General features: G+C 65.9%; 21 protein-coding genes. 11 read left to right on the top strand and 10 right to left on the bottom strand.

All coding sequences use genetic code 11. The annotated features are described in order from the left end of the window. Positions 1–7: 7 nt before the first annotated feature. From JHC57_RS02920 to ahpF, 4 genes are all read left to right on the top strand, one after another. Positions 8–742, top strand: a complete 735-nt coding sequence (locus tag JHC57_RS02920) for an AraC family transcriptional regulator (RefSeq protein ID WP_294028511.1) — start codon at positions 8–10, stop codon at positions 740–742. Positions 743–783: 41 nt separating this feature from the next. Next, on the top strand, positions 784–1,077 hold the full coding sequence (locus tag JHC57_RS02915; protein ID WP_294028509.1) for a hypothetical protein: 294 nt from the start codon (positions 784–786) through the stop codon (positions 1,075–1,077). A gap of 145 nt (positions 1,078–1,222) precedes the next feature. Next, entirely contained in the window at positions 1,223–1,786 is a 564-nt protein-coding gene (gene ahpC, locus JHC57_RS02910) for an alkyl hydroperoxide reductase subunit C (RefSeq protein WP_294028508.1), read from the top strand. Positions 1,787–1,915: 129 nt separating this feature from the next. Then, positions 1,916–3,472: an alkyl hydroperoxide reductase subunit F gene (gene ahpF, locus JHC57_RS02905; protein ID WP_294028530.1), complete on the top strand. Its 1,557-nt coding sequence runs from the start codon at positions 1,916–1,918 to the stop codon at positions 3,470–3,472. 15 nt (positions 3,473–3,487) lie between these two features. Here ahpF and JHC57_RS02900 read toward each other — a convergent pair whose 3' ends face one another. Both JHC57_RS02900 and JHC57_RS02895 read right to left on the bottom strand, forming a co-directional pair. Then, the gene (locus tag JHC57_RS02900; RefSeq protein WP_294028507.1) at positions 3,488–3,973 is read right to left on the bottom strand and encodes a GFA family protein; all 486 of its coding nucleotides are present in this window, start codon (positions 3,971–3,973) and stop codon (positions 3,488–3,490) included. A 106-nt stretch (positions 3,974–4,079) separates the two neighbouring features. Continuing rightward, the gene (locus JHC57_RS02895; RefSeq protein WP_294028506.1) at positions 4,080–5,084 is read right to left on the bottom strand and encodes a LacI family DNA-binding transcriptional regulator; all 1,005 of its coding nucleotides are present in this window, start codon (positions 5,082–5,084) and stop codon (positions 4,080–4,082) included. A 144-nt stretch (positions 5,085–5,228) separates the two neighbouring features. Between JHC57_RS02895 and JHC57_RS02890 the strand changes: the two genes are divergently transcribed. From JHC57_RS02890 to JHC57_RS02865, 6 genes are all read left to right on the top strand, one after another. Continuing rightward, the gene (locus JHC57_RS02890) at positions 5,229–6,662 is read left to right on the top strand and encodes an MFS transporter (protein WP_294028504.1); all 1,434 of its coding nucleotides are present in this window, start codon (positions 5,229–5,231) and stop codon (positions 6,660–6,662) included. 314 nt (positions 6,663–6,976) lie between these two features. Beyond that, positions 6,977–10,336 (top strand): TonB-dependent receptor, encoded by a 3,360-nt coding sequence (locus tag JHC57_RS02885; protein ID WP_294028503.1) that lies wholly within the window; start codon positions 6,977–6,979, stop codon positions 10,334–10,336. Between the two features lie 78 nt (positions 10,337–10,414). Next, positions 10,415–11,959, top strand: a complete 1,545-nt coding sequence (locus JHC57_RS02880) for a tryptophan halogenase family protein (protein WP_294028501.1) — start codon at positions 10,415–10,417, stop codon at positions 11,957–11,959. Then, positions 11,956–13,431: a tryptophan 7-halogenase gene (locus JHC57_RS02875; RefSeq protein ID WP_294028499.1), complete on the top strand. Its 1,476-nt coding sequence runs from the start codon at positions 11,956–11,958 to the stop codon at positions 13,429–13,431. Before JHC57_RS02880 ends, JHC57_RS02875 begins: the two co-directional genes overlap by 4 nt. Further along, complete coding sequence (locus JHC57_RS02870; protein WP_294028497.1) at positions 13,424–14,470, top strand: cupin-like domain-containing protein; 1,047 nt, start codon at positions 13,424–13,426, stop codon at positions 14,468–14,470. The genes JHC57_RS02875 and JHC57_RS02870 overlap by 8 nt, the downstream gene beginning before the upstream one ends. A 27-nt stretch (positions 14,471–14,497) precedes the next feature. Further along, complete coding sequence (locus JHC57_RS02865; protein WP_294028496.1) at positions 14,498–16,519, top strand: glycoside hydrolase family 97 protein; 2,022 nt, start codon at positions 14,498–14,500, stop codon at positions 16,517–16,519. 20 nt (positions 16,520–16,539) lie between these two features. Here JHC57_RS02865 and JHC57_RS02860 read toward each other — a convergent pair whose 3' ends face one another. Genes JHC57_RS02860 through JHC57_RS02825 form a run of 8 tightly spaced genes read right to left on the bottom strand, consistent with a single transcriptional unit; the run spans position 16,540 to position 24,179 of the window. Then, the gene (locus tag JHC57_RS02860; protein WP_294028494.1) at positions 16,540–18,213 is read right to left on the bottom strand and encodes a GMC family oxidoreductase; all 1,674 of its coding nucleotides are present in this window, start codon (positions 18,211–18,213) and stop codon (positions 16,540–16,542) included. Positions 18,214–18,233: 20 nt separating this feature from the next. Next, positions 18,234–19,073 carry a sugar phosphate isomerase/epimerase gene (locus JHC57_RS02855; RefSeq protein WP_294028492.1) on the bottom strand — a complete coding sequence of 280 codons (840 nt, stop codon included), beginning with the start codon at positions 19,071–19,073 and terminating at the stop codon, positions 18,234–18,236. Next, positions 19,070–19,630 (bottom strand): gluconate 2-dehydrogenase subunit 3 family protein, encoded by a 561-nt coding sequence (locus JHC57_RS02850; RefSeq protein WP_294028490.1) that lies wholly within the window; start codon positions 19,628–19,630, stop codon positions 19,070–19,072. The genes JHC57_RS02855 and JHC57_RS02850 overlap by 4 nt, the downstream gene beginning before the upstream one ends. Beyond that, on the bottom strand, positions 19,627–20,454 hold the full coding sequence (locus JHC57_RS02845; protein WP_294028489.1) for a DUF1080 domain-containing protein: 828 nt from the start codon (positions 20,452–20,454) through the stop codon (positions 19,627–19,629). The genes JHC57_RS02850 and JHC57_RS02845 overlap by 4 nt, the downstream gene beginning before the upstream one ends. 11 nt (positions 20,455–20,465) lie before the next feature. Continuing rightward, the gene (locus tag JHC57_RS02840) at positions 20,466–21,377 is read right to left on the bottom strand and encodes a TIM barrel protein (protein ID WP_294028488.1); all 912 of its coding nucleotides are present in this window, start codon (positions 21,375–21,377) and stop codon (positions 20,466–20,468) included. Next, on the bottom strand, positions 21,374–22,672 hold the full coding sequence (locus tag JHC57_RS02835; protein WP_294028486.1) for a sugar MFS transporter: 1,299 nt from the start codon (positions 22,670–22,672) through the stop codon (positions 21,374–21,376). The genes JHC57_RS02840 and JHC57_RS02835 overlap by 4 nt, the downstream gene beginning before the upstream one ends. Before the next feature lie 45 nt (positions 22,673–22,717). Then, on the bottom strand, positions 22,718–23,761 hold the full coding sequence (locus tag JHC57_RS02830; protein WP_294028485.1) for a sugar phosphate isomerase/epimerase: 1,044 nt from the start codon (positions 23,759–23,761) through the stop codon (positions 22,718–22,720). Between the two features lie 28 nt (positions 23,762–23,789). Continuing rightward, a complete protein-coding gene (locus JHC57_RS02825; RefSeq protein ID WP_294028483.1) occupies positions 23,790–24,179 on the bottom strand; it encodes a c-type cytochrome in 390 nt (129 codons plus the stop codon). A gap of 95 nt (positions 24,180–24,274) precedes the next feature. Between JHC57_RS02825 and JHC57_RS02820 the strand changes: the two genes are divergently transcribed. Next, a complete protein-coding gene (locus JHC57_RS02820) occupies positions 24,275–25,450 on the top strand; it encodes a Gfo/Idh/MocA family oxidoreductase (RefSeq protein ID WP_294028481.1) in 1,176 nt (391 codons plus the stop codon). The last annotated feature ends 17 nt before the right edge of the window (positions 25,451–25,467 follow it).

Below are 25,467 nucleotides of genomic sequence, written 5' to 3'. Positions count from 1 at the left end.
CGCCGGCATGCCTGACCCGGTCGCGCCCTTCCTTGCCAGCTGTTTTCCGGTGGGGACGCGCGCGCTCGCGCCGCATGCCAATCTGGTGACGGCGGTCCTCGGCGGCCGGTCGGGCCCGCTACGGCTCGAGCGCGGCCGCGTTTGTGTCGAGGGCGACGTGCTTGTCGTCCGGCCGGGCGTGATTCACGGGGTCGCGCTCGCAGAACGCGGCGCCGACGTGCTTTATCTCAACGGGCTGGCGTTTCCGTTCGATGCACCGCTTGCCGTGACGCTCGAAGGTGTGTTGGCGCATATCGCGCGCGAGGCGCTCGATGGCGATGCGTCGGCGGTCGCCGAACTGCGCGATCGGCTCGCACCGCCGCGCGCGCGGGCGCTGCCCCCCGATATGGCGGCGGTGGTCCGCGCGATCCATGGCGATCCGATGTGGCGGATGCCGCAGGACGAGTTGGCGCGTCGGCTCGGCATGGAGCGGACGCAGGCGCTGCGCACTTTCCGGCGGGCGACGGGGCAGGGCTTTCGCGAGTTCAAGCTGTGGTCGGCATTGCAATATGCGACGCAGCAGATGGCGGGCGGCGCGCTTGTCCGCACTGCGGCGATGGATGCGGGCTTCGCCGATACCGCGCATCTGTCGCGCGTGTTTCGCCACGTCTTCGGCCTGACGCCGAGCGAGGGGATCGCGGGGCTTGCCGTCGCGCCCGTCATCACGCGCGATCGGGCGCTTCGCACCAAGACGCTTATGTGATAGCCTCCGCCCAACGCTGCGTAACAACCATGAGGTTGATTATGACGGACGATTGGCGAGTGGATGACCTGGCGCTGTGCATCAGCCGGCACGAGCGTTACCCGCCCGAGGTGCGCCCGGGCGCCGTCTTCACGGTGCGCACCGTGTGGACCGACATGCCCGACCTTGTCGGCGGGACGTCGGGTACCGCGCTGAAATTTCGCGACGTGCCCGACCTCGGCCCGCGTGCCGCCTATTGCGCGCGCCGTTTTCGCAAGATCACGCCCGGAGCGCCCGACGATTTCGACAGCGAAGTGATCGACTTGCTCGCGGGGATGAAGGATATCTGCCGCTGATCGCCGTTTTGCGCGAACATGGGCGTTTAATCGATTTCACCGATAAGTGTGCCCGGAAAATTGGGGTTGAGTGCGCGCGTCCGTCCTTATAGCTGGCGGCCTGCAAATCATTTTGCAGTGCAGCAATCAAAGGAAACACTCTCCCATGGGTATCATCGGAAGCTCGATCAAGCCGTTCAACGCCACCTCGTACCACCAGGGCAAGTTCGTCCCCGTGACGGATGCCGATACCAAAGGCAAGTGGGCGGTTTTCTTCTTCTATCCGGCCGACTTCACCTTCGTCTGCCCGACCGAGCTCGAAGATCTCGCCGACCAGTATCAGGCGCTTCAGGGCCTCGGCGTCGAAGTCTATTCGGTGTCGACCGACACGCATTTCAGCCACAAGGCCTGGCACGACAGCTCGCCGGCGATCGGCAAGATCAACTATCACATGCTGGGCGACCAGAACCACGTTCTCGCCAACAATTTCGGCGTGCTGCGTGAGGATTCGGGCCTCGCCGACCGGGCGACCTTCGTCGTCGACCCCGACGGCGTGATCCAGGTGATGGAAATCACCAGCGAAGGCGTCGGCCGCAATGCCGAGGAACTCGTCCGCAAGATCAAGGCCGCGGTCTATGTCCGCGCCAACCCCGGTCAGGTCTGCCCGGCGAAGTGGGAAGAAGGCGCCGAAACGCTCGCTCCCTCGATCGAACTCGTCGGCAAGATCTGAGCCGACCGATTCGCGGGACCGGGCGGGCGGCGTTCGCCCGGTCCCTTGCACCCTCGAAAACATAAGAATGTCTGACGCCGTTCTTCGCGGCGAACCCTTGCTCTTGTCCGAAAGGCTCTCCCCATGCCGATGCTCGACGCCAACACGACCGCCCAGCTCAAATCCTATCTCGGCAATCTGCGCCGGCCGATCGAGCTGGTCGCGAGCCTCGATGCCTCGCCCAAATCGGCTGAGATGCGCGCGCTGGTCGAGGAAGTCGCGGCGCAGTCGGACCTCGTCACCGCGCGTTTCGACGGCGACGATGCCCGCCGTCCGTCCTTCGCGATCCGGGGCGACGAGGGGCGCGCCGAGGCGATGTTCGCGGGCCTGCCGATGGGGCATGAATTCACCTCGCTGATCCTCGCTTTGCTCCATGTCGGCGGCCATCCGCCGAAGGAAGACGCCGAATTGCTCGATGCGGTTCGAGGGCTCGACGGCGACTTCGTCTTCGAAACCTTCTTCTCGCTCTCGTGCCAGAATTGCCCCGACGTCGTGCAGGCGCTCAACATCATGGCGGCGCTCAATCCGAACATCCGCCACACCGCGATCGACGGCGCGCTGTTCCAGGACGAGGTCGAGCGCCGCAAGGTGATGGCGGTTCCCGCCGTGTTCCTGAACGGCGAACCCTTCGGGCAGGGCCGCATGGACCTCGCGCAGATCGTCGCCAAGCTCGACACCGGCGCCACCCGGCGCGCGGCCGAGAAGATCGCCGCGAAAGAGCCGTTCGACGTGCTCGTCGTCGGCGGCGGTCCCGGCGGCGCGGCGGCCGCGATCTACGCGGCGCGCAAGGGTATCCGTACCGGCGTCGTCGCCGAGCGTTTCGGCGGGCAGGTGCTCGACACGCTGGGGATCGAGAATTTCGTCTCGGTCCAGCACACCGAAGGCCCGAAGCTCGCGGCGCAGCTCGAGGCGCATGTGAAGGATTATGACGTCGACGTCATGAATGTGCAGGAAGCCGCCGAGCTGATCCCCGGCGGCGCGAACGGCCTGCACGAAGTGAAACTGAAGAGCGGCGCGAGCGTGAAGGGCAAGACGGTGATCCTGTCGACCGGCGCGCGCTGGCGCCAGATGGGCGTTCCCGGCGAGGCCGAATATCGCAACAAGGGCGTGGCGTATTGCCCGCATTGCGACGGCCCGCTGTTCAAGGGCAAGCGCGTCGCGGTGATCGGCGGCGGCAATTCGGGCGTCGAGGCCGCGATCGATCTTGCCGGGCTCGTCGCGCATGTGACGCTGATCGAGTTCGACAACCAGCTTCGCGCCGACGCGGTCCTGCAGACGAAGCTGCACAGCCTGCCGAATGTCACGGTGATCACCTCGGCGCTGACGACCGAAGTGCTCGGCAATGGCGAGAAGGTTGTCGGGCTGCGCTATCGCGACCGCAACAGGGACGAGGAGCATCTCGTCGAGCTCGAAGGCATTTTCGTCCAGATCGGCCTGATCCCGAACACCGAATGGCTCGGCGATACGGTGGCGCTCAGCGATCGCGGCGAGATCGAGGTCGATGCGCGCGGCGCGACGAGCCAGCCCGGCATCTTCGCCGCGGGCGACGTCACGACGGTGCCCTACAAGCAGATCGTGATCGCGATGGGGGAGGGATCGAAGGCGTCGCTCTCGGCCTTCGACCACCTGATCCGTTCGGGAGCCTGACGCGCCCGGCGCTACTCAGCTCTCCGGCCAGGCTTCCGTGTCATGGTCGGGGTGCTGGTGGTTGCTCGCCTTGATCGCGCCCACGAGATCGCTCATCACTTCCTCGGTGGTGCCCTCGCCCTTGATCGGCAGATCCTCGAACAGCGATAGCTGTCCTTCGAGGCCGAACTGGACCTGCGGCGGGAATTGCGAGGGATCGTCGAACGATCCCGTCGTCAGGTTGATGTGCCTGCTCTCGAAATAATCATAGGCGAGCGGCGTCCCGCAGGTCCGGCAGAAACCGCGCGCCGCCTGGTCGGAGCTTTTGAACCATGTCGGCGCGCCGCGCGTCCAGACGATCGCGTCGCGGGGTATGCCGATCAACGCGATGAAGAAATTGCCCGCCGCCTTCTGGCACATGCGGCAATGGCAGATATGCGAGGTGTCGAGCACGGCGCTGACATGCCAGCGAACCGCGCCGCACTGGCAGCCGCCCGATGCTTCGGTTTCGATACGATCCATGTCTCGCTCCTCGTCGATCGGAATTCCGCCTGTGGGGCACGTCGGTAAAAGCGTCCCGGGGCGAACAATGTTCCAGACGCGCGGTCTTCGCTACCCCGAAAACCGGTCAGGCGCCGCAGGATTCGCGGACGATGAGATGTGTCGGCAGATAATCGAGGAACTGCTCGGAATGCGGGTCCATCACCTGCGACACCAGCCGGCGCCCCGCTTCGAGCGTATCCTGCTGGATCGTCGTCAGCGCCGGGGTGCTGAGCCGCGCGAGCAGCATGTCGTCATAGCCGACGACCGAGACGTCCTTCGGCACCGACAGGTTCGCCTTGCGCAACGCGCGGATGGCGCCGAGCGCGATGAGGTCGCTCGACGCGACGATGCCGTCGAGCTTGCGCCCGCGGGCGAGGAGCTGGCTCAGGGCGCGTTCGGCCGATTCGAACCCGAAGTCGACGCGGACGTCGAGCGCGGGATCGGCGTCGAGCCCGTTCGCTTCGAGCGCTTCGAGATAGCCCTGGCGCCGCTGCATCGCCTCGGGGTCGCTCGACCCCACGAAAGCGATCGCCTTGCGGCCGAGACGCGCGAGATGGAGCGTCGCGCGGCGGCCGCCGAGAACATTGTCGGACCCGACCGAGCGATATTTCTGTCCCGGCAGATGCGCGCCCCAGACGACGAAATTGCTGTTCGCGTCGGCGAGCTGGTTGAATCCGTCGTGGAGCATGCTTTGCCCGAGGAAGATGACGCCGTTGGCGCGGCTCGTCGTCATCACCGCGACCAGATCGTCGATATCGCGCGGCGCGGTATGGCTGACCGTGAAATCGCAATCGCGCGCGCGCGCCGCCTCGCCGATGCTCGCGAGCAGTTCGAGGAAGAAGGGGTGCGATAAAGGGAGCGGTCGGCCGTGCATATGCGGGGTGACGACGACGATCGACCCCTCCGACCCCACTGGCGCGGCCGGCATATAGGTGCGGAACGGATAATTATGCTCGCGGGCGAGCGCCCAGACCTTTTTCTTGGTTTTCAGGCTGATGAGCGGATGGTCGTTGAGCGCGCGCGACACGGTCGAGATGGAAACTCCCGCCATCCTTGCCAAGTCTTCCAATCTGGTATTGTTGCTGCCCATAAGATGATTCCGTGCATGGCGTCGCGCGAGCGTTAGCACAATCAGGGGGAGGGAATGCAAGATTTGCATGCCGCAAAGCCGTCGATTTCAGGCGAAGGGACGGAAGAGCGCGCTTTTGCTCGCCGAAATTTGCACATCTGGTCGATGTGCTTTGCATTGTTCGGCATCCAGATCGTGTGGGGGCTGCAGAATGCGAACACCAGCCGGATATTCCAGCTGCTCGGCGCCGACGTCGGCGCGCTTCCCGTGCTGTGGATCGCGGGTCCGATCACCGGGCTGATCGTCCAGCCGATCATCGGTCATCTCAGCGACCATTCGCGCTCGCGCTTCGGGCGGCGGCGGCCCTTCCTGCTCGCGGGCGGATTGCTGACCGCGATCGCGCTGCTGATCATGCCCAACGCCTCGACATTATGGGCGGCGATCGCCGCGCTGTGGCTGCTCACCGCGTCGATCAACATCGCGATGGATCCCTCGCGCGCGCTCGTCGCCGACAATCTGCCCGATGCGCAGCGGGCGAAGGGCTATGCGGTGCAGGTCTTCTTCATCGGTGCGGGGGCCGTGTTCGCCTCCGCGCTTCCGTGGATGCTCGTCAACTGGTTCGGCGTATCGGGCGACGCGCTGCGCGGTGCGCTGCCGCCATCGGTGCGCTATGCCTTCTATATCGGCAGCGCCTGCCTTCTGGTTTCGGTGTGCTGGACGATAATCTTCACGCGCGAGCGCCCGGTGACGGTCGTGCCGTTCACCGGTACGGCGCCCGTGATGCCGGGCAACCATGCCGTTCGTTTCACGCGGAGCGGCTGGGCGTTCGCCGGCGGCGGCGGTGCGGTACTGATCTTGGCGATATTCCTCGGGTGGCAGTGGGAGGTGGTGCTTCTCGCCGCCGCGGCGCTGCTGATCGGCGCCGCGCAAATTGCCGCCGAAAGAAAGCGGGCTCGCGGCGACGGCGCATTGGGACTGTTCCAGATCGTCGAGGATTTCGTTCATATGCCCGGCGCATTGCGGCGGCTTGCCGTGGTGCAGTTCTTCACTTGGTTCGGCCTGTTCGCGATGTGGATTTACGCGGCGCCCGCCGTCGCGGATGCGCATTTCGGCGCTGCCGATCCGGCATCGGGCTCTTTCAACGCGGCCGCCGACTGGGTCGGCGTCCTGTTCGCGGGCTATAATGGCGTTGCGGCGCTGGCGGCCCTGCTGCTTCCCGCCATCTCGAGACGGATCGGCGAACGGCCGACCTATGCATCGTGCCTTGTCTGCGGCGCGATCGGCATGGCGGGTTTCGTCCTGATCCCCGATCCGCGATGGCTCTGGCTATCGTCGCTCGGGATCGGGATTGCCTGGGCGGCGATCCTGTCGCTTCCCTATGCGATCATCGTCAACGCCGTGCCCGCGGCCAAGGTCGGTGTCTATCTGGGCATCCACAACGTCTTTCTGGTCGTTCCGCAGCTGGTCGCGGCGATCGCGCTGGGGCCGCTCGTCCTCCACCTCTTCGGCGGGCAGCCGCTGATGGCCCTGGCGCTCGCGGCGGCGTTCCTCGCGCTCGGGGCAGGTGCCGCCCTCTTCATTCCGCCGCCTCGCAACTGAGCGCTTCGGATGGAAATCGGGGCGCCAGATGCGACCGGCTATGCAAATATTTGCACATATATTCCGCAATGCAAACGTATTCGATTCGCCCGACCGGTCAGCGGCTTTTGCGTCTCATGTCGCATGAATTGAAATAAAATATATGAATAACAGATAGATAATCTGAGTCCCCATGCCCCGGGACATTGTGCTTGCCATTCTTGCAAGAATACGCAAAATCATGCAAACAACGATGCAGGCGCTGCTCCGGTACGCGCCGAACAACCAAGCCCCAAAAATGGGGCGGCATGGGAAGGGGAGGAGCTATGGGGCTCATGGGATTCGCGAATGGGCGCGGTTTGCTGGCCGGCGTGTCGCTGCCGGTCATGGCCGTGGCGGCAGGACTTCTGGCGGCGTCGCCGGCGATGGCGCAGGACGCGCCGCCGGCGGACGATGCGGCGGAAAGCGCGGGCGACGAGATCGTCGTCGTCGGCGTGCGCGCCGCCTTGCAGGATGCGCAGGATCGCAAACGCGACGCGCTCACCGTCGTCGATTCGATCACCGCGACCGACATCGGTGCCTTTCCGGACAATTCGGTCGCGAGCGCGCTGCAGCGGGTTCCCGGTATCACCGTATCGCGGCTGCAGTCGACCGACGACAGCACCCACCCGTCGGGCGAGCCCGCGGGCGTCCTGATCCGTGGCCTGACCTTTGTGCGTACCGAGATCAACGGCCGCGACAGCTTCTCGGCCGACAGCTATCGCGGGCTCAATTTCAACGACATCTCGCCCGAGCTGATGTCGCGCGTCGACGCGTACAAGAACCAGACCGCCGACATGATCGAGGGCGGGATCGCCGGGACCGTCGACCTGCGCACGCGCCTGCCGCTCGACGAGGCGGGGCTGGTGATCGCGGCGAATGCCAAGGCGACCTACGGCGATCGTTCGGACAAGTGGAACGGCGAATTTTCGGTTCTCGTCAGCAAGACCTTCGACACCCCCGCCGGCCGCTTCGGCCTGATGGCCGACTATGCGCGCAGCCACGTGGTGACGCGTACCGAAAGCGTGATCATGGACAAGATCCGCACCTATTGCTCGGCAGGGGCAGTGGGTCCGGTGGACGCCGACGGCAATGTCAGCTGCGCGGCCAATCCCTTCGGCGGAACGGGCTTCGCGCTGATCCCCGACGGCATCCGCTATTCGCAGGTCGATTACGACCGAACGCGCGAGGGCATCGCGCTCGCCGGGCAATATGAAAGCCCGACCGGCGACGTTCGTGCGACGGTGCAGTTCATCCGTTCGTCCTATGACAATGCCTGGCTGGAGAATGCGTCGCACGCGATCCTCGAGGGCACATATTACGGGACGCCGGCGTTCAATCCGGTCGGCTCGTCGATCCTGCGCACGCCGACGGGCAATGCCGGCTTTACCTTCGGTCCCGACGGCATGTTGCAATCGGCCTTGCTCAGCCAGGCCTATGGTACCTGGCGCGGCAGTTTCGGCAGTGCGGCGGAGATGATCGACACCGGCTCGGCCGTTCCGGGCCAGCCCTTCGTCAACTATTGCGGTCCGGGTTCGGCCTGCGCGGTTCCCGACCGCAACGGCCTCTATTTCCAGAACGAGGCGCGCAATTTCGATCACAGCGAAAATACGCGCGACCTGTCGGCTAACATCCAGTGGGATGTGAGCGACAGGTTCCGGCTCAATTTCGATGCGCAGTGGATCAAGGCGAAAACCACGAACGACGACATCCTCGTCGCGACGGGATCGGCGGCCGATTACGAGTATGGCGTCAACAAGGACGGCACGCCGAACATCAGGCTGCTGCCCGGGACAAACATCAACTATGCCGACGGCGGCCTCGCCAATCCGCACAATTACTGGATCCCGTTCATCCAGGCGCATCTCGAGGACAATGATGCGGAGGAATTGGCGCTCAAGGCCGACGCCGAATATGATTTCGAGGGCAGCGACTGGCTCGACTCGCTGAAGGTCGGCGTGCGCTATGCCGACCGCAACCAGAATGTCCGCTATTCGACCTTCAACTGGACGCCGATCGCGGCGCCGTGGAACTGCAACGGCCCGGGCTTCAACGTCGATAACACCGCGGCGGCACCCTATCCCGCCGGCTGCGGCGCGCGCGCGCCGTTCCAGGGCTATGGCGACGGGCTGTTCGGCCCCGCGAGCCTTGGCGGTGGTTTCTATAACGGGCAGGTCTATGACAATGGCGATCTCGTCTATCTGAGCCGCGACGTGCTGCGCGACCGCGACCGGCTGGTCGACGGGCTGCGCGGTTCGAACGTCGGCCCGCCGATCCTTCCGGGCTGGACGCCGATCTGCGACCGGACCGAGGCGACCGTCGGCTGCTTCACCCCGTCCGAGGTCATGGAGGTCACCGAAAAGACGAAGGCGGCCTATGCGACGCTGCGCTTCGGCGGCGACAATGCGATGCTCGGCGGAATGAATGTGCGCGGCAACATCGGCGTGCGTATCGTGCGGACCGATATCGACAGCGTCGGCAATGTCGGCTTCCCGCAATCGACGATCTTCACGCCGGTGCTGAACCGGCCGTGCGGGACGCCGTTGCCGCCAGGCGATGTCGTCAATCCCGCCTGCTTCCTGACGCCCGAGATCCAGGCCTTTGCCAACGGCGCGGCCGTGCCGAACAATCTGAAGGCCGATTACACGACCGTCCTGCCGAGCTTCAACGTGCGTTTCGGACTCGACGACAATAATTTCATCCGCTTCGCCTATTCGCGGGCGATGGCGCGGCCCGATTTCGGCCTGCTCAGGAATTTCGTTTCGATCCAGACGCCGTCATTCGACGCGACCGCGAACAGCGCGAACATCGTCCGCGACGCTGCGGGGAACATCACCGGCTATAATTTCGTCTTCCGCGCCGAATCGGGATTTGCCGGGCTGAAGCCGATCCTTGCCGACCAGTTCGATCTCACCTTCGAACATTATCGCGGCAGCACGTCGTTCCACGCCGACGTCTTCTATAAAAAGCTGCGCAACACCGTGGCTTACGGCGAATTCGAGCGCGTGTTCACCAACAACGGGTCCGAACAGACGGTGCTGATGCGCGGGCCGCGCAATACCAAGGACGGCGGCGAGCTCTATGGCTTCGAAACGGGCTTCCAGACCTTCTTCGACTTCCTGCCCGGCCTGCTCAGCGGACTGGGGGCGCAGGCCAACTACACCCACGTCAAGCAGAGCGGGATCAGCAATTCGAACCTCGTGACGCAGGGTGCACTCGACGGGGGCGGCACGGGCGGCTTCGGCGCGGGGCTCGACGTGTCGGGCGGACGCGGCGTAGTGATGGACTCGCACCGCCTCGCGGGCATTTCGAAGCACACCTTCAATATCGTCGGCCTGTACGAAAAGGGACCGGTCGCCTTCCGTCTCGCCTATAACTGGCGGTCGCGTTTCCTGACCAACAATCTCGACTGCTGTATCGGCCTGCCGGTGTTCCAGAAATCGGTCGGCTTCCTCGACGCGTCGCTTCGCTTCTCGCCGACCAGATGGCTCGAACTGTCGGTCGAGGGTCAGAATCTGCTCGATACGACAACGGTCTATCAGCAGCAGATATTCGGCGACACGCCGCTGACCCCCGGGGCGAAGCCGGTGTACCGCGACGCCAACTGGGGCCGCGTCGACCGCCGCTTCCAGTTCGGCGCGCGCGTGAAGTTCTGATATCCCGGCAGGAAGCGCGGCCGTCCGTCCACGGCGGCCCCCGCTTCCTGCCGGTCATTCGGGAGCGACGAAACGGTCATGGCGGAGCCCTATCGCATCGTGATCCTCGGCGGGGGTACCGCGGGCTGGATGTGCGCATCGGGCCTCGCGGGCCTGCTCGCGGCGGCCGATTACGACATCACGCTGATCGAGAGCGACGAGATCGCGACCGTCGGCGTCGGCGAGGCGACGCTGCCGCATATCAAGAGCTTCAACGACTTGATCGGCATCGACGAGGCCGAATTCATGCGCGAGACGGGCGGCACCATCAAGCTGGGGATCGAGTTCGTCGACTGGCTTCGTCCCGGGGTGCGCTACATCCACCCGTTCGGCACCTTCGGCGGCCGCTGGACAAGCACCGACTTCCAGCATCACTGGGCGCGTGCGCGGCTCGCCGGAACCGACGGCCGGTCGTTACAGGATTACAGCTTCGCGGTTGCCGCCTGCCGCGCCAACGGCTTCGAGCATCCGAACACCGATCCCAAATCGATCCGCTCGACATACAGCTATGCCTATCATTTCGATGCCGGCCTCTACGCCGCCTACCTCCGCAAATGGGCGACCGCGCGCGGCATCCGCCGGATGGAGGGCAAGGTCGTCGACGTTGTCCGCGACGGCGAAAGCGGCGACGTCGCGGCGCTGACGCTCGCATCGGGCGCAAGGGTCGCGGGCGACCTCTTCATCGACTGCTCGGGTTTCCGTTCGCTGCTGCTGGGGGCGACGATGGGCGTGCCCTGGGTCGACTGGAGCGACTGGCTGCCCTGCGACCGTGCGCTCGCGCTGCCCTGTGCCGGGGTCGAGCCGCTCACCCCCTATACGCGTGCGACGGCGCAGCGCGCGGGCTGGACGTGGCGCATCCCGCTCCAGCACCGGACCGGCAATGGCTATGTCTTTTCAAGCCGCTTTTGCGACGAGGAAGAGGCGCGGCGTACGTTGCTCGCCGCGATCGACGGCGAAGCGCAAGGCGAACCGCGGCTGCTGCGTTTCGCCACGGGTCGCCGGCAAGCCGGATGGGCGGGCAATTGCATCGCGGTCGGACTCGCGAGCGGCTTCCTCGAGCCCCTCGAATCGACGAGCATCTTCCTGATCCAGGCGGCGACGATCGACCTCGCGAGGCTGATCCCGCGCCGCGGCGAAAAGGTCGATCCGCGCATGGTGCGCGAGTTCAATCGCCTGTTCGAAATCCATTACGACCGGACGCGCGACTTTCTGGTGCTGCACTATGCGGCGAACGAGCGCGTCGGCGAACCCTTGTGGGACCATGCGCGCGCGATGACGCTGCCCGACAGCCTCGCGCACAAGGTTGCGCTGTTCCGCGAAAGCGCGGCGGCGCCCGAATACAGGATGGGGCTGTTCTCGCGCGACAGCTGGCTTTCTGTCCTGGAAGGACAGGGCATTCTGCCGTCGGCGGCGAGTCCGCTAACCCATCGCCTGTCGGCGGCAGATCTGCAGGCACGGCTCGACGATCTCGCGGCGCGGATCGCCGTCAATGCGGCCGACATGACGCCGCACGCCGAATTCCTCGCGAGCTATTGCGCATCGGGGGCCATGGCGCGACCGGGTGGCACGGCGAGCGCGGCATGAGCGGCGCGCGCGACATCACGCTGCTGGGCCACGACGCGCCGCTGTGGCTGGCGGCGGCTGCCTTGCGCCGCGCATTGGCGCCCGCGGGCGTCAGGGTCCGAGCGGTCGCCTTGCCCGATGCGGCGGGACCGGCCGATATTCATGCCACGCTGCCGGCGATCGAGGCGCTGCACAACCAGATCGGCATCGACGAGGCAGCGCTGCTCCGCACGACACGCGGCGCCTTCACGCTCGGCCAGAATTTCATCGACGCGAGCGGGGCGGGGCAGTCGGGCTTTCTTCACAGCTATGGCGCTTTCGGGACAGGCATCGATGGCGACGACTTTTTCCCGCATTGGGTGAAAGCGCGCCACTTCGGGCTTGGTGTGGGGCTCGACGATTTCTCGCTGACCGCGACGGCGGCGCTGAGCGGACGGCTGTTCCTGCCCGACGAGGCGAGCGAACGCTATGGGCGCAGCGATTATGGCTATCATCTGCCCGCCGCGGCCTATGCAAGGAGCCTGAAGGCGATCGCGCGGCATCTGGGGGTCGAGATTTTCAAGACCGCGGGCGTTGCGGTCGAAAGAAAGGGGGAGGACGTCGCGGCGCTGGTGCTGGACGACGGGCAGCGGCTCGAAAGCGCGCTGTTCGCCGACCTGACGCGCGAACGGCTGTTGCTGTCCGGCGCATTCGAGGAAATGCCGACGCCCGGCGACCGGATGCTGACCGCGCTCGCGCCGCGCCTTGCGGCGCTTCCCGTCCACTCCGAGGTGCGGGCCGGCCCGGGTGGCTGGACGGGCCTTTTCCCCGCCATGACGCACACGCACGTCGTCCACATCTTTTCGAGCGCGATCGAAAGTGACGAGGCGGCGGAGCGGGCGGCCGGGGCGGCGAGCGGAATGGCGCTCGATGCCGTCGCCTTCCGCCCGGTCGCGGCGGGCGTCGCGTCCGAACCCTGGCGCGGCAATTGCATCGGGCTGGGCGAGGCGGTCTGCCGCTTCGATCCGGGGCATGGCCTGGCGCTGCACGGGCTGCAACTCGGCATCGTGCATCTGCTCGCGACCTATCCGGCCGAAGGGGCGAACCATGACGCGCGGCGCGCCGAATATAACCGGATCCTGCGCTCGCATCTCGCGCGCGTCGCCGATTTCGGGACGGCGCATTACAGCCTTCAGCGATATGCGGGCGCTTTCTGGGACAGGGCACGGACGATGCCGCTTTCCGATGAACTCGCGCATATGATCGATTTCTTCCGCGCGCGGGGCGAACTTGCGCCGCAGGAGGACGAGAGCCTGCCGCCCGACAGCTGGCGCGCGCTGTTCACCGGCCACGGCATCACCCCCGAAAGCTGGCGCCCCGCGGTCGACCGCGTGCCGCCCGACGAGGTGAAGGCGCATTTCCGCAAGATGCTCGGTTTCGTGCGCGAGGCGGTGCTGCGCCAGCCGACGCATGACGCCTATCTGGCAGAGATATTGCAACCTCCGCATGGCTGAACCCGCGCGCCTCGATCCTGCCCCGGCCCCGCCATCGGCGCTCGACCGGTTGCCGCGTATCGCCGCGCGCGGCGCCCCTGCGCCCGCCGACTTTGCCGCACTTGTCGCGGCCGGAATTCCCGTCGTCATCAAGGGGTTGTTCGACGACTGGGTCGCGCTGGCGGCCGGGCGGCATTCGCCCGGCCGCCTCAACGCCTATCTCGCGGGAATGGATCGCGGCATGCCGGTGCCGGTGATGGAAGCGCCCGCGCGCGCCGCGGGCCGCTTCACCTATCGCGCCGACATGCGCGAATTCACCTTCACCAAAAGGCAGGCGCCGCTGCGCGACACGCTGGCGCGGATCGAGGCGCTGGTCGGGCAGGACAATGCGCCGACGGTCGCGATCCAGATGCTGCCGCTCGCCGATCTGCTCCCCGATTTCGTGCGCCAGAATGCGATACCCCTGCTCCCCGCCGATATCGGACCGAAACTGTGGCTTGGCGGCGCGGTGAAAACGCAGACGCACAATGACCGCGACCATAATCTCGCCTGCGTGATCGCCGGGCGGCGGCGCTTCACGCTGTTTCCGCCCGAGCAGGTCGCCAATCTCTATATCGGCCCGCTCGACAATCCGCCGCCGCTGTCGCTCGTCGATCCGGAGCATCCCGACCATGATCGTTTCCCGCGCTTTCGCGACGCGCTCGCCGCTGCGCGTGTCGCGGTGCTGGATCCGGGCGACGCGATCTTCATCCCCAGATACTGGTGGCATCATGTCGCCTCGCTCGATCCCTATAATGCGATGGTCAATTATTGGTGGGGCGACACGGCGAAGGGCGTCGAGAAACCGGACGACATCTTCCTCGCGGCGCTGTTGGCGTTCGGTCGGTTGCCGCCCGGCGAACGCGCCTATTGGCGGGCGATGTTCGACCTGCATGTGTTCGGCGATCCCGAAGTGTCTGCAGCGCATATTCCCGCGGCGCTGCGCGGCGCGCTCGGTGCGATGCGTCCCGACGAGCGCGCGGCACTGCGGCAGCAGTTGATGACGGCGTTCCGGAAATAACGATCCTCCCCCAGTGAAAGAGACATCATGATCCTGAAGACGCTTCCCCTGTTCGGCCTGTCGATGCTGGCGATGGCCCCGCCCGCCGCGGCGCGCGAATGCGCGCGGTCGCCGGGAAACGTGCTGGAGCTGTGCGTTTCGGTCGAAAATGGCGAGGCGCTTTATCAGGTCAGACGCGGCGACGTGACGGTGATCGCGCCGTCGCGGCTCGGACTGCGCTTCGCGGGCGAGGGCGACCCGCGCTTCACCGCGATCGATGATGCGAAGCGGACATCGGTCGACACGACATGGGAACAGCCGTGGGGCGAACAACGGCTGGTCCGCGACCATCATCAGGAGTTGTCGGTGACGCTCACGGGTGACACGGCGCTCAACAAATCCGTCGGCGTCACCTTTCGCCTCTTCGACGACGGGCTCGGCTTCCGCTACAATTATGGCGCGATCCCCGCCGGACAGGCGGTGTCGGTGGTCGCTGACCACAGCCAGTTCCGCACCGTCGGCGCCTATCAGGCGTGGTGGTATCCGGGGCTGGGGGGCGAGCGCGACGAATATCTCTATGGCCAGAGCGACGCGCGGCGGATCACGCTCGCCGAAACGCCGCTGACGCTGAAAGGCGATAACGGACTTTACCTGAGCTTCCACGAAGCGGCGCTTGTCGATTTTCCGTCGATGCTGCTCGAAGGCGACGGGGCGGGCGGCTATGATGCGTGGCTGATGCCCTGGCCCGACGGCGTGCTCGCCCGGAAGACGGGACCGTTCACGACGCCTTGGCGGACGGTGCTGGTGGGCGAGACGCCGGGTGCGCTCGCCGACAGCCGGATCACGCTCAATCTCAACGAGCCGAGCAAGCTTCCCGATATCGGCAAATGGTTCAAGCCCGGCAAATATGTCGGTGTCTGGTGGGAAATGCACCTCGAGAAATCGACCTGGGGCAGCGGGCCGAAGCACGGTGCCAACACCGCCAACGTGAAACGTTACATCGATTTCGCCGCCAAATACGGCTTCGACGGCGTGCTCGTCGAGGGGTGGAACAGGGGCTGGGACGGCGACTGGATCGCCAATGGCGACAAGTTCAGCTTTACCGAAGCCTATCCCGATTTCGACCTTGCCGAAATCACCCGCTACGGCAAGGCGAAGGGCGTGAAGCTGATCGGCCATCACGAGACGGGCGGCGCGATCGAAAATTACGCGCGCCAGCTCGACCCGGCATTGAAACTCTATGCCGACACTGGCGTGTCATTGATCAAGACGGGCTATGTCCGCCCCAGCGGGACGATGGTCGACGGCGAGGGCCGCCTGCAGTGGTTCGCGGGCCAATATGCCGTACGTCACCACCTCGACGTCGTGAAGCGCGCCGCGAAGCTGCATATCGCGATCAACACGCACGAGCCGGTAAAGGACACGGGGCTGCGCCGTACCTGGCCGAACTGGGTGAGCCGCGAGGGCGCGCGCGGGCAGGAATTCAACGCGTGGGGCAATCCGACGAACCCGCCCGAACATATGACGATATTGCCCTTCACGCGCATGCTCGCCGGACCGATGGACTTCACCCCCGGGATTTTCGATATCGCCCGGCAAGGCAAGGAATTGACGCGCCGCGTGCAATCGACGCTCGCGACGCAGCTCGCCGAATATGTCGTGATCTATTCGCCGATCCAGATGGCGGCCGATCTTCCCGAAAATTACGAGGCGCGTCCCCACGCCTTCGGGTTCATCCGCGATGTGCCGGCGGACTGGGAGCAGTCGAAAACCTTGCAGAGCGTCATCGGCGACTATGTCGTCGTCGCGCGGCAGCAGCGCGGGAAGGGCGACTGGTATCTGGGGGCGGTCGGCGACGAGGAGGCGCGCGACATTGCGCAGCCGCTGGCCTTCCTCGCGCCCGGAAAGCGCTATGAGGCACAAATCTATGCCGACGGTCCCGGTGCCGATTACCGCACCAATCCCGAAGCGCTGATGATCGAAAAGCGGATCGTGACGCGCACCGACACGCTCTCGCTGAAGCTCGCGCCCGGTGGCGGCGCGGCGATCCGTTTCCGCCTTCTGGACTGAGGCGCCCGCGCGGGTCCGTCCTAGATAGCGCCGGCCTGCAATTGCTTCACGGCATGGTCGGCGGCACGCGCGGTCATCGCCATGAAGGTCAGCGACGGATTGACGCACGAGATCGAGGCCATCTGCGCGCCGTCGGTGACGAACAGGTTGGCGGCATCATGCGCCTGGCTCCATTTGTTGAGCACCGACTGGTGCGGGTCGGCACCCATGCGCGCGCCGCCCATTTCGTGGATGGCATCGCCGGGCACATGTTCGCTGCGTCCGCTGGTGACGTTGAGCAGGCCCGCCTTGCGCAGCATCTTTTCGCCTTCGCTGCGCGCATCGTCCATCATGCGAATCTCGTTGTCGCGGAAGGTGACGTCGAAGCGCATCAGCGGGATGCCGAACCGGTCGACCTTGTCGGGGTGCAGACTGACGCGATTATCCTCATAAGGCAGGCATTCGCCGAACGCGCCCATGCCGAATTTCCACGGGCCATAGGCGCGCATACCGTGCTTCATCGCCGCACCGAAGCCTTCGGGCGGTGCCGGATCGCGGCGCGCGCTGCCCTGAAAACCATAGCCGCGCCTGAAGCCGACGCCTTCCTCGCCGCCGACGTTGCGGAAGCGCGGGACATAGACGCCGCCGGGGCGACGGCCATATTCGATAAAGTCGGTCATCCCCGGAATATCGCCCGAGATGCCGACGCGGAAGATATGATCCATCACATAGCGGCCGAGGGTGCCGCTGGCGTCGAAATGGCTTTTGCTGCTGCCGGGGATGCGCGAGTTCATCAATATCTGGGTCGAGGCCATCGCCGAGGCGCAGAGGAAGACGAGGCGCGCGGGGATCACTTCCGCCTGCTTCGTCTTCGTGTCGATCACGCGCACGCCGGTGACCCGCTTGGTCGTCGGATCATATTCGAGATTGGAGACCACCGCGTCGGCGCGCAGCGTCAGCCGTCCGGTAGCGCGCGCCGCGGGCAGGGTGACCGCTTGCGTCGAGAAATAGGCGCCGAAGGAGCAGCCGCGCCCGCACTGGTTGCGGAACTGGCATTTGCTGCGCCCCTGATCCTCCTTGTCCTCGGTCATGTTCGACAGGCGGGTGTTGATCAGCTTGCGTCCCGGCGATGTCGCCTCGAGCCGTTCCTTCACCCATTTCTCGGCGATGTTCATCGGCATCGGCGGCTGGAACCGGCTGTCGGGCAATTGCGGCAGATTCTCGCGCGATCCCGACACGCCGATATGGTTTTCGACATAGTCGTACCAGGGCGCGAGGTCGTCGTAGCGGATCGGCCAGTCGATCCCGACATTCTCGCGCTTGTTCGCCTCGAAATCCTCAGGCGCCCAGCGGAAGCTCCACCGGCCCCAGATCAGCGATTTGCCGCCGACCGCGGCGGGCCGGATCCAGTAGAATTTCTCGCCCTCGCCATAGGCATAGGGGTTGAGCCGGTCGTTGTTGTAGAATTTCCGGTTCGACGGCGAGACATAGCCATGCTTGGCGATGAAATAGTCGCTGTCCATCAGCGCCTTGGGCATCATGTCGCGCGCCGGGACCTCATAGGCCGGCTTGCCGTCGTAATCATAATCGCCATGCTCGACCATTACCCCGCGGTCGAGCATGAGCACCTTCAGGCCCTTTTCGGTCAATTCCTTCGCGGCCCATCCGCCGCTGACTCCGGAACCGATGACGATCGCATCGAACTGGTCGGTCATGTCTTGTCCTCGAATATCGGTCAGGCGCGGAGGCGGCTGAGCGCGCTGAAGCTGGCGGTGATGTCGGGCAGATAGGGCGCGGGCGACTGGTCGTTCTCGACGTAGAAATGCTTCACGCCGGCGACGGCGTTGAGCGTGAAGATGTCGGCGAAATCGATCACGCCCTTGCCGACGCTCGTCATCTTGCCGTCGGCGGTGCGGTCCTTGACGTGATAGGCGTAGATGCGCCCGGCCAGGCGCCGGATGATCGCCTTCGGGTCCTCGCCCGCAGCGACCGCCCAGAACAGGTCGAGCTCGATCTGCACCAGCGCGGGATCGGCGTCGGCGATCAGCGTATCGAACAGGCTGGTGCCGCCGGGCTTCACGGTGAACTCGAAATCATGATTGTGATAGGCGAAGCCCAGTCCGGCTTTCCTGAGCCGCTCGGCATAGCGGTTGAAATCGGCCACCGCGGCCTTCCAGCTTTCGGCGTTGCGATACGCGGCGCCCATATAGGGGACGATCAGCGTGTCGGCGCCCAGCGCCCTGGTCATCGCGACCGCGCCATCGAAATCGGTGGCGAGCGCTTCATAGGCGACATGGATCGAGGGCGAGGTCAGCCCCAGCCGGTCCATCGTCTTGCGGAGCGCGGCGTGGTCCATCCCGTCATAACCGCCGCCGCCATATTCGACCTCGCGATAACCGATCGCCGCGACCTGTTCGAGTGCCCCCATCGGGTCCTTCGCGAAGAGTTCGCGCACGGTATAAAGCTGGATGCCGATGGGCCTGGGGCCGGTACCTCGCGCCATGAGCGGCCCCCCCGCAAGTGTCGCTGCAAGCGCGGCGGAACCCGCCATCCATTGCCGTCTGCCGATCATCATGACGAGAACACCTTGTTGACCCTGGAATAGGGATAGGCGCCGTCATATTGCCCGGGGACGGGCAGATATTCGCGCTCCTGGGTGATGCCGACCTCGGACGTGAAATATCCGGTGAGGACGAGCTGGCGGAATTTGTCGAAGAAATCCGCGCCGCCGGCCAGCTTGCCGTCCATCGCCAGCGTCAGCAGCGCGTCCTGCTGCGCGGGCGTGGCCTTGTCGGCGGCGACCCCGTAATCGCTCCTGCTGCGCGCCTCGATCACGTCGAGCCCCGCGAGAATGGGCTTGCGGTCATCGGGCGACGCCCAGTCGGCGAGCAGCTTTTCAATGAATTCGGGGACGCCGGCCGCGATCGCGCCGGGCGTATCGGTGGTCGGCATCACCCGCTCGCTGAGCGCGGCCATCAGTGCACGCTGCTGCGTGGTGAACACCGGCGCCGAGGGCGGGCCGCCGCTGATCGGCGTCGCCTGCGCCGCGGCGGCGCGGGCGATCGGTGCGAAAAGGCTCGCGCCGAACATCGCCGCCATGCCGGCGAGAGCGTCCCTGCGGTCGATGATCATTTCACGGTTCCTTCGAAGTCGTAGCTCGCAGCCGTTTCGGGTAGCGGACGCACCCAGATGTTGCGGAACGAGACCGGCGAACCATGGTCCTGCAGCTGGATCGGCGCGGCATCGCCATGCGCCTCATATTGGCCGAGGTCGCGCCAGATCGTCCCGCCGAGCCATGGCTGGCGGTTCTGGACGAGCACGCCGTTGAGAAAGGCGGTGATATAGGCGGGGCGCAGCAGCTTGCCGTCGGGCGCGAAATGCGGGCGCTCGAAGACGATGTCGTAGCTCTGCCATTCGCCGGGCCTCCGCGACGGGTTCACGAGCGGCGGTTTCCAGCCATAGATCGCACCGACAGTGCCGTCGGCATAAGTCGGGTTCTGATAGCCGTCGAGAATCTGGATCTCGTAACGCTGCATGAACCAGATGCCGCTGTTGCCGCGGTCTTGTGAACTATGGAGCGGCGGGTTGGGGGAGCGGAATTCGAGATGGAGCTGGACGTCGCCGAAGCTCGCCTTGCTGACCAGCGCATTCTCGCCGCGGCCGCCCAGTGGCGGGATCGATGTCATCGCGCCGTCGCGCACGGTCCACGGTCGTGCCTTCGCCTGCCAGGCATCGAGCGATTTGCCGTCGAACAGCACCACCGCGTCCGAGGGCGGCGCGCCGGGGGCATCGCCCGGCGCCACCGTGGCCGGATAGGGACGGTCGGAATCGTGAACATGCCATTGGCCGCCAGGCAGCATCGGGGTATCCTTGAAGCCGGGCTTTTCCTGCGCGGCAACCGGCGCGCTCGCCGCGATGGCGGCGGCGATGGTCCCGGTCCATGCGATATGCTTCATGCGTCTCTCCCTCATGCCGCGTCGATTTCGCGATAGGCGGCGATCAGCCGCTCTTCGCCGATGCGGCCTTCGACCGAATTGCCGTGTTCCATGCCGATGACGCCCGCGAATTTCCTGGCGCGCAGCCAGCGGACGATATTGCGATAGTTGATCTCGCCGCTGCCGGGCTCGTTGCGCCCGGGATTGTCGCCGAACTGGATATAGCCGATCTCGTCCCAGCAGCCGTCGAGCGTGTTGATGAGATTCCCCGCCTGAATCTGCTCGTGGTAAAGGTCGGCCAATATCTTGATCGCGGGGCTATTCACCCCGCGCGCGACCGCATAGCCCTGCGGCACGGTCGTCATGAAGACGCCGGGATGGTTCACCAGCGTGTTGAGCGGTTCCATCACCATGGTGAGGCCGTGGGGCTCGCAGATTTCGGCGGCACGGCGCAGCACGTCGATCACGCGCGCGGTCTGGATATCGACCGGCAGCTTGCGGTCCATGAAGCCGGTGACGATCGTCATATGCTTCGCGTTCAGCCGCCTGGCGACATCGACCGAGGCCCGGATATCGGCGAGGAAACGCTCGCGATCGCCATTGTCGTTGCCGCCCAGCAGCGGGCGGAACTCGGACCAGCGCGGCATGCTCGCGACGAACACGCCCATCGCCATGTTCCGCTGTTCCAGTGCGCGCGCCATGGCGGTCTGGTCGGCGATCGGACGGGCGGCCGCCTCATTGTCCTCCCACGCGGTGAAGCCCTGATCGGCGGCAAAGGCGATCTGTTCAAGCCGCCCGCCGCGGCTTCTGAAGCTGCCTTCGTGCGGGGCATATTTCAGCGAGAAGCGCGGGGCGTTCGACGGCGCCGCGCCATGCGCGAGCCTTGCCGCGGCCGCTGCCGCGACGGCGCCTCCCGCCAGCAGCGTCCGGCGCGAAAGGCTCATGCGGTTTCGCCCGCGAGCGCCGCGCGCGACTTGCCGCGCTCGCGCAGCCAGATGAAGCCGAACACCGCGAGCAGGACGAGCGGCAGGATCGCGAGCCGCTGGAAGGACAAGGATGCCGCGGCGTCCTCGACCGCCAGCTTCGCGGCGCCGGTGAGCCGTGCGAAGGCTTCGGGGCCCCCGGCGAATTCGATCTTGGCGCGATCGAACATCGCGCCGAGCTGCGGCAGCACGAAAAAGCTGGCGAGCGCGCCCGCCGATCCGACGAGCCCCATCGCCCACGATCCGCCGCGCGGATAGCGTTCGGCGACCGAGGCGAGCATCGTCGGCCACATCACGCAGACGCCAAGGCCCCAAACGGTGGCGGCGACAACCGCGGCAACCGGCGATTGCGCCTCGCCCAGCATGAACAGGCCGATCGCGGCGAGCAGGCTCGACACCCACAGCAGCCCCGGGTTCGAGATGCGGTTGGCGAGGCGGCCCGCGAAATGGCGGAAGACGAACATCAGCGCGTTGACATAGACGAGCAGCAGGATGCCGCGCATGCCGACGCGGTTCGACAGCGCAACGTCGATCCACTGGCCGGGTGCGAGTTCGGATGCGGCGGTCAGGAACATCGCGCCGAACCAGATGAAGAAGCTGGGACGGCGAAACACCTCGCCCACCATTTCGCCGAAGCTGACCCCGCTTTGCTCGCGCAGCGGCGGCGGGAAGGTCGTGGTCAGGGCGACCACGACCGTCGCGACGGCGGGGATCATGACCAGCGCCATGATGCCCTGCCACGGCAATGCCGCCGACAGGAAGAAGCCGATGAGCCCGCCGACGATGATTCCGCCCGGGAACCATGCATGCAGCACATTGAGCCGGTGGGTCGTGTCTTCGGGATAGAGCTGTGCGGTCAGCGGGTTGATTGCCGCCTCGGTCAGTCCCCAGCCGATGCCGCTGAGCAGCATGCCCGCCCACACGACCCAATAGACGGCCATGCCCGCCGCGACATGGCCCGCGGTGACGATCATCAGCGGCCCGAGGATGAAGCACAGTCCCGCGCCGGCGAGGCACCGTTTCATCCCGATCTGGTCGAGCAACGCGCTGGCGACGAACAGGGTGATCGAAAAGCTCAGGAAAGCGGCGCCCAGCGCCGCGGCCACGAGCTCGCCCGCCTGCAACGGGGCGATCGGGTCGATCCATTCGGCCTTGAGCCCGCTGGCGATCGCGCCACGGATCGCAAGGCTCGCCGCGGCGGTGAACAGCGCGAGCACGCCGAGCCAGAACAGGCGTCCCTTGTGCAATGTCGTCATCCCTGCGTCCCCTCGAACTTTATCTTTATCCGGTGTGCCCTGTCGTCAGGTCAGCCCTAGCATCGCGCGGTTGAGCGCGGGATCGCTGCCGCCCGCGAAATCGTCGAATGCCTTGTCGGCCTTGCGGATCATGTGCGCGGCGATGAAGGGCGCGCCTTCGCGCGCGCCGTCTTCGGGATGCTTCAGGCAGCATTCCCATTCGAGCACCGCCCAGCCGGCATAGCCATATTGCGTCAGCTTCGAGAAAATCCCGCCGAAATCGACCTGGCCGTCGCCCAGCGAGCGGAAGCGGCCGGGGCGGTCGACCCAGTCCTGAAAGCCGCCATAGACCCCCGATCGCCCGGTCGGATTGAGTTCCGCATCCTTGACATGGAACATGCGGATCCGCTCGTGATAAATGTCGATGAAGGCCAGATAGTCGAGCGCCTGCAGCACATAATGGCTGGGGTCGTAAAGGATGTTGGCGCGCGGGTGATCGCCGACCCCCGCGAGGAAGCGTTCGAAGGTCACGCCGTCGTGCAGATCCTCGCCCGGGTGAATCTCGTAGGCGAGGTCGACGCCCTGTTCCTCGAAGATGTCGAGGATCGGCCGCCAGCGTTTCGCGAGTTCGGCGAACGCCTCCTCGACCAGTCCCGCGGGACGCTGCGGCCACGGATAGAGATAGGGCCAGGCGAGCGCGCCCGAAAAGGTCGCATGGGCATCGAGGCCGAGCCGCCGGCTCGCCTTGGCGGCGAGGTGGAGCTGCTCGACCGCCCATGCCTGCCGCTCGGCCGGCTTGCCCTTCAGCGCGTCGGGGGCGAAGGCGTCGAACTGGGCGTCATAGGCGGGATGCACCGCGACCAGTTGCCCCTGCAGATGCGTCGACAGCTCGGTGATCTCGACCCCCGCCTCGCGGCAGGTCCCGGCGAGCTCGTCGCAATAGTCCTGACTCTCGGCGGCCTTGGCCAGGTCGATGCAGCGGCTGTCCCAGGTCGGAATCTGGATGCCGACATAGCCCGCCTCCGCCATCCACCGCGCCGCCGAGGGCAAAGTGTCGAAGGGCGCCGCGTCGCCCATGAACTGCGCGAGAAAAACAGCCGGACCCTTCATGCGATGGCCTTTCGCGTCACTTTGACTGTCACTGGGTTTCGGCCTTGAGCCAGGCGATCAGCGCCGCGCGCCGCGCCGGATCGGCCACTTTGACGACCATGCGCGTCCCGGGCACTTTCCTGGTCGGCGCGGCGAGATATTCGTCGAGCGACTTTTCATCCCAGCGGATTTTCGAGGCCTTGAGCGCAGGGCTGTAATTGAACCCGGCGACCGAGCCTGCCTGCCGGCCCATCAGCCCGTGCAGATTTGGCCCCATCACGCTTTTGCCGCCCGCTTCCACCGTGTGACAGGCCTTGCACGCGGCAAAGGCCTGCGCGCCCGGCCCTTGGGCCGGTCCGGCGTGTGCTATGGGCGATGGCGTGATCATCGCGGCCATCAATATTGCACCCGCCGGCGGCAGGGCGAACAGAAATTTCATTATCCTCTCCCGTCTGGCAACAGCCGGTGCGATGATGTAACCGGTTGAAAGCGAATAATGCAAACAATTTTATGAATTCTGGCAGAGGGAATGCGATGAACGGTCGGTCGAAAATTCGCTATGGCATGGTCGGCGGCGGCGAAGGCGCTTTCATCGGTGCGGTGCACCGTATGGCCGCCGCGCTCGATAGCGAATATGAATTGGTATGCGGTGCCTTCAGCACCGACGCTGACCGCAACCGGCGCAGCGCCGAAGCGCTGGGACTCGATGCGGGTCGCGCCCATGCGACCTTCGATAGGTTGCTTGCCGCCGAAGCAGGGCTTCCCGTGGATGAGCGGATGGAGGCGCTCGCGATCGTCACCCCGAATCATCTGCACGCGCCGATGGCGATCGCCGCGCTCGATGCGGGCTTTCACGTCCTGTCCGAAAAGCCGATGGCGCTGGATCTCGCCGAGGCGCGCGCGATCGATGCGGCGGTCGCGCGCAGCGGCAAGCTCTATGGCCTCGCCTTCACCTACAGCGGCTATCCGCTGATCGAGGAGGCGCGCGTGCGCGTCGCGCGCGGCGATTTCGGCGATATCCGGCTGGTGCAGGTCGAATATTCGCAGGGCTGGCTCAGCCGGCCGATCGATCGCGATGGCAACAAACAGGCCGAATGGCGCACCGATCCCGCGCGCGCCGGGCTCGGCGGTTGCCTCGGCGACATCGGGACGCATGCGTTCCAGCTCGCCGAGCATGTCTCGGGACTCGCGGTCGAATCTCTCAGCGCCGATCTGACCACGCATGTTCCGGGCCGCCGTCTCGACGACGATGTGTCGGTGCTCCTGAGGTTCAGGGGCGGCGCGCGCGGCATGCTGAAAGCCAGCCAGGTCGCCGCGGGCGATGAAAACGGCCTGCGCCTCAGAATCCACGGCGAGGAGGGCGGTCTCGAATGGTCGCAGATGGAGCCGAACAGCCTGACCTTGCGCTGGCTCGACCGGCCGAGCGAACTGGTCCGCGCGGGCGGGCCGGGGCTCGACGCCACGGCGCTGGCGCGGCTGCGCACCCCGGCGGGGCATCCCGAAGGCTATATCGAGGCGTTCGCCAACCTGTACCGCAGCTTCGGCCGGGCCCTGCGCGCGGGCGCTGCGACGCCGCCGCCGCCCGGTGCGGCCGACTGGTTTCCCGGAATCGCAGACGGCTTGCGAACGATGGCCTTCGTCGAAGCGGCGGTGGAAAACAGTTCGGGCGGAACGAAATGGACGCCGCTCCCCGATATCCCGACGGTCTGAGCGTCAGCGGGTTCTTC

Source organism: Sphingopyxis sp., assembly GCF_016463645.1.
GTDB lineage: Bacteria > Pseudomonadota > Alphaproteobacteria > Sphingomonadales > Sphingomonadaceae > Sphingopyxis.
The sequence above is the reverse complement of the archived record's forward strand: the minus strand, read 5'-3'. Positions and strand labels throughout refer to the sequence as shown.